General features: G+C 74.5%; 4 protein-coding genes. 3 read left to right on the top strand and 1 reads right to left on the bottom strand.

The features are described 5' to 3' along the window. The coding region (locus ACO1BR_RS11060; RefSeq protein WP_426794856.1) for a DUF6350 family protein at positions 1 to 933 on the top strand (933 nt) is incomplete at its 5' end. A gap of 27 nt (positions 934 to 960) precedes the next feature. Here ACO1BR_RS11060 and ACO1BR_RS11055 read toward each other — a convergent pair. Further along, a complete protein-coding gene (locus tag ACO1BR_RS11055) occupies positions 961 to 1869 on the bottom strand; it encodes a hypothetical protein (RefSeq protein WP_426794855.1) in 909 nt (302 codons plus the stop codon). Positions 1870 to 2140: 271 nt separating this feature from the next. Between ACO1BR_RS11055 and purN the strand changes: the two genes are divergently transcribed. Together purN and purH are read left to right on the top strand one after the other, a co-directional pair. Then, complete coding sequence (gene purN / locus ACO1BR_RS11050) at positions 2141 to 2785, top strand: phosphoribosylglycinamide formyltransferase (RefSeq protein ID WP_426794854.1); 645 nt, start codon at positions 2141 to 2143, stop codon at positions 2783 to 2785. Next, complete coding sequence (purH, locus tag ACO1BR_RS11045; RefSeq protein WP_426794853.1) at positions 2782 to 4350, top strand: bifunctional phosphoribosylaminoimidazolecarboxamide formyltransferase/IMP cyclohydrolase; 1569 nt, start codon at positions 2782 to 2784, stop codon at positions 4348 to 4350. Before purN ends, purH begins: the two co-directional genes overlap by 4 nt. The last annotated feature ends 46 nt before the right edge of the window (positions 4351 to 4396 follow it).

Genomic DNA, 4396 nt, shown 5'->3' with positions numbered 1-4396 from the left:
TGCCGGGCGCCCGCGGCCGCCACCGTCGCGCTGCTCGCCGCCGGAGTCCTGCTCACCCTCCTCGGGCTCGCCGTGCACCCTCATCGGCTCTGCCGGGACCTGCTCCAGCTCGCGCCGGACTGGGCCGGGCGCTGCACGGTGCTGCTGCTCTGCCTCACGCTCCTGCCCAACGCGGCCGTCTGGGGCGCCGCGTACGGGCTGGGGCCCGGCTTCACGCTCGGCGCGGGCAGCGCGGTCGGGCCGCTGGGCACCTCCGCGCACCCCTCGCTGCCACCCTTCCCGCTCCTCAGCGGTATGCCGGACCCGGGCCCGGGAACCCCGTTGACCTGGGCGGCGGCGGTGGCGCCGGTGGCCGCCGGCGCGGTGCTCGCCCGGTACGCGGCTCCCGACGGGCACCGGGCGTGCTGGGCGACCGTGAAGGTGGCGGCCCTGTCGGCGGCGCTCTGCGGCGCGGTGCTCGCGGTGCTGGCCGGACTCTCCGGCGGTGCGATGGGCAACGGCGCGCTGGCCGCCTTCGGCCCGAGCTGGTGGCTCACGGGCCTGGCGGCGGCGGGCTGGACGGCGCTCCTCGGTGTCCCGGGCGCGCTGGTGCTGCGCGCCTGGCACCGGCACACCGACCGCCGCGCGGCGGCCGGCCGGCTCAGCATCCGCCGCTTCGTACCCCGCCCTGCCATGCCCCGCCTCCCCCTCCGCCGCCGCCGGACCCCGGCGACCGACGCCGTAACGGCCTCCGACGCCGTACCGGTCTCCGACGGTCTACCGGTCTCCGGCGACGTATCGCTCACGGACGGTGCAGCGGTCTCCGACGCCGTACCGGTCTTCGACGGTGTACCGGCCTCCGATGCCGTACCGCTCTCGGACGGCGTGCCGGTCGCCGACGACGTACCGCTCTCCGACGGTGTACCGGTCTCCGACGGAGGGCGGGAGCGCTGACCGCGGACGCCCCGTCCGGGCCTGTGCCTACTGCTGCTGTTGGGCGAGCAGCGGTCGGAGCTGCGGCGGGAGGAGGTTCTCGCAGGACTTGCTGGCCGACTGGGTCAGCGCGTCGTTCACGCAGGAGAAGTAGTCGCGGTAGACGATCTGGACGGTGAAGGTCGCGGCCACCATCATCAGCGCCAGCGAGGCGGTCACCAGGCCGGCGATCGCCGCGGTGGTCTGCGGCCGGGTGGAGCCCGGCGCGGGGGGCGGGCCGGCGGGGGAGGGGCGGCCCTCTATGGCGGCGGTGGCCGCCGCGGCCCGCGCCTTCGCCGGGTCGGGCTTGCCGCGCAGCGAGCTGATGCCCCAGTACAGGGACAGCGAGGCCAGCAGCAGCGCGACCTCGGGCAGGCTGAACAGCACGAAGAAGAACGCCCACATGCCGGCGAGGAGGGCGTAGCGCGCCCGGCGCTGGACCGGGTCGGTGGGGTCCCAGCGCAGGCCGCCCGGGGTGCCGGGCCCGCCCTGGCCGCCGCCCTGCGGGCCGCCGCGGCCCGGCCGGCTGCCGAACTCGCCGCTCTGCCGGCCCGGTTGGCGGCTGCTCCACTGGCTGCCCCAGGCCGGGGGCCCGTCCTGCTGCTCCTGGTCGCCGCCGCCGTTGCCGTTGCCGTCGGCCTGCCCGCGCCCGGCCGGGGTGCGGGGGCGCCACTCCTGGTCGGGGGCGCCGGCGGGCGGCGGAGCGAAGGGGTTGTCCCGGTCGGGGGCGGGGGATCCCTTGGGTGCGGGGGTGCCGGCGGCGCCGGGCGTACCGGCGGACGGCGAGTCCGGGGAGGACGACGACTTGCGCTCACGCGGCAGCAGGACCGCTCCACGGGCGGTGGCGGGCTGGGGTCCCCTCCCAGCGGTGGCCGGGGTAGGGAGGAGGAGAGCCGCGCGGCGGCGTCGGTCCGGCATCTGGAGTGCGTCTTCCCCTTGTCTCGGGCGTCCGTCCGGCGGGTCGGCCGGGGGGACGGTCACCATGAACTGCGTGCGTTCTCCCGCCCGACGCTACCTCCCGTGCCCGCCCCCGTCCCGCGGGGGCCGCTCGGTGTGCCGGTATCGTTGCTGACGGTCGGCTCGTTCGTAGGGTTCCCCGTATTCACGCAACCCCTCGCTTTGTGCGACCGTACAACTCCCACATCGCACCTCAAGACCCGCCCTTACGACCGCGAGAAAGACCCCCATCGTGGCCCCCTCCTCTCTTCCCGATCGTCCCGCCCCGGCCCGGATCGTGGTCCTCGTCTCCGGTTCGGGCACCAACCTCCAGGCGCTGCTCGACGCCGTCGCCGCACAGGGCGCGGCCGAGTACGGCGCCGAGATCGTGGCCGTGGGCGCCGACCGGACCGGTATCGCCGGTCTGGAGCGCGCCGAGCGGGCCGGGCTGCCGACGTTCGTGTGCCGAGTCAAGGACTACGCGGACCGGGCGGCGTGGGACGCGGCGCTCGCCGAGGCGACCGCCGCGCACGCCCCCGACCTGGTGGTCTCGGCGGGCTTCATGAAGATCCTCGGCAAGGAGTTCCTGGCCCGGTTCGGCGGCCGGACGGTCAACACCCACCCGGCGCTGCTGCCCAGCTTTCCCGGTGCCCACGGCGTGCGCGACGCGCTCGCGTACGGCGCGAAGGTCACCGGCTGCACCGTCCACTTCGTCGACGACGGCGTCGACACCGGCCCGATCATCGCGCAGGGCGTGGTCGAGGTCCGGGACGAGGACGATGAATCCGCGCTGCATGAGCGCATCAAGGAAGTCGAGCGATCGCTGCTCGTCGATGTCGTGGGGCGTCTGGCCCGTCACGGCTACCGCATAGAGGGACGAAAGGTACGTATCTCGTGACCGCCACCGAAGGTACGCAGCGGCCCATCCGCCGCGCTCTGGTCAGCGTCTACGACAAGTCCGGGCTGGAGGAGCTGGCCCAGGGGCTGCACGCGGCGGGCGTCCAGCTCGTCTCCACCGGGTCGACGGCCGCGAAGATCGCCGCCACCGGGGTGCCGGTCACCAGGGTCGAGGAGCTCACCGGCTTCCCGGAGTGCCTCGACGGCCGGGTCAAGACCCTGCACCCCAAGGTCCACGCCGGCATCCTCGCCGACCTGCGCCTTGAGGACCACCGGCGGCAGCTGGCCGACCTCGGCGTCGAGCCGTTCGACCTGGTGGTCGTCAACCTCTACCCGTTCCGCGAGACCGTCGCCTCCGGTGCCACCCCCGACGAGTGCGTCGAGCAGATCGACATCGGCGGCCCCTCGATGGTCCGCGCCGCCGCCAAGAACCACCCCTCGGTCGCCGTGGTCACCAGCCCCGAGCGGTACGCCGACGTCCTCGCGGCCGTGCAGGGCGGCGGCTTCGACCTGGCCGCCCGCAAGCGGCTGGCCGCCGAGGCGTTCCAGCACACCGCCGCCTACGACGTCGCCGTCGCCTCCTGGATGACCAACGTCTACGCGCCCGAGGCGGACGCCGCGCTGCCCGAGTTCCTCGGCGGGACCTGGGAGCGCCGCAGCACCCTGCGCTACGGCGAGAACCCGCACCAGGGTGCCGCGCTCTACGTGAACGGCCAGCCGGGCGGCATCGCCAACGCCGAGCAGCTGCACGGCAAGGAGATGTCCTTCAACAACTACGTGGACACCGAGGCCGCCCGCCGCGCCGCCTACGACCACGACGAGCCCTGCGTCGCGATCATCAAGCACGCCAACCCCTGCGGCATCGCGATCGGTTCGGACGTCGCCGAGGCGCACCGCAAGGCGCACGCCTGCGACCCGGTGTCGGCGTACGGCGGCGTGATCGCGGTGAACCGGCCGGTGACCGTCGCCCTCGCCGAGCAGGTCGCGGAGATCTTCACCGAGGTCATCGCGGCCCCGTCGTACGAGGACGGTGCGGTCGAGATCCTCGCCCGCAAGAAGAACATCCGCGTCCTGAAGGTCGCGGGCCGCCCGCACCAGCCCGGCGACCTGAAGTTCCTGTCGGGCGGCGCGGTGCTCCAGCACACCGACGTCTTCCAGGCCGAGGGCGACGACCCGGCCACCTGGACCCTCGCCACCGGAGAGGCCCTGGCGGCGGAGGAGTTGGCGGAGCTGGCGTTCGCCTGGAAGGCGTGCCGCGCGGTGAAGTCCAACGCCATCCTGCTGGCGAAGGACGGCGCGTCGGTGGGCGTCGGCATGGGGCAGGTCAACCGCGTCGACTCCTGCAAGCTCGCCGTCGAGCGCGCGGGCGAGGAGCGGGCGCGCGGCGCGTACGCGGCGTCGGACGCGTTCTTCCCGTTCCCCGACGGCCCGGAGATCCTGATCGCAGCCGGGGTCAAGGCCATTGTCCAGCCGGGCGGTTCGATCCGCGACGAGCTGGTCGTCGAGGCCGCGAAGAAGGCCGGCGTGACGATGTACCTCACCGGGACCCGGCACTTCTTCCACTGAGCCGGACCGGTACGCACGGAGTGCCGCACCCCTGCCCGGGGTGCGG

Source organism: Streptomyces sp. YGL11-2 (assembly GCF_050054615.1).
GTDB lineage: Bacteria > Actinomycetota > Actinomycetes > Streptomycetales > Streptomycetaceae > Streptomyces.
The sequence above is the reverse complement of the archived record's forward strand: the minus strand, read 5'-3'. Positions and strand labels throughout refer to the sequence as shown.

Excerpts from the sequence above, each read along its gene's own strand:
- ACO1BR_RS11055 (WP_426794855.1), bottom strand. The coding sequence starts at position 1,869 with ATGCCGGACCGACGCCGCCGCGCGGCTCTCCTCCTCCCTACCCCGGCC.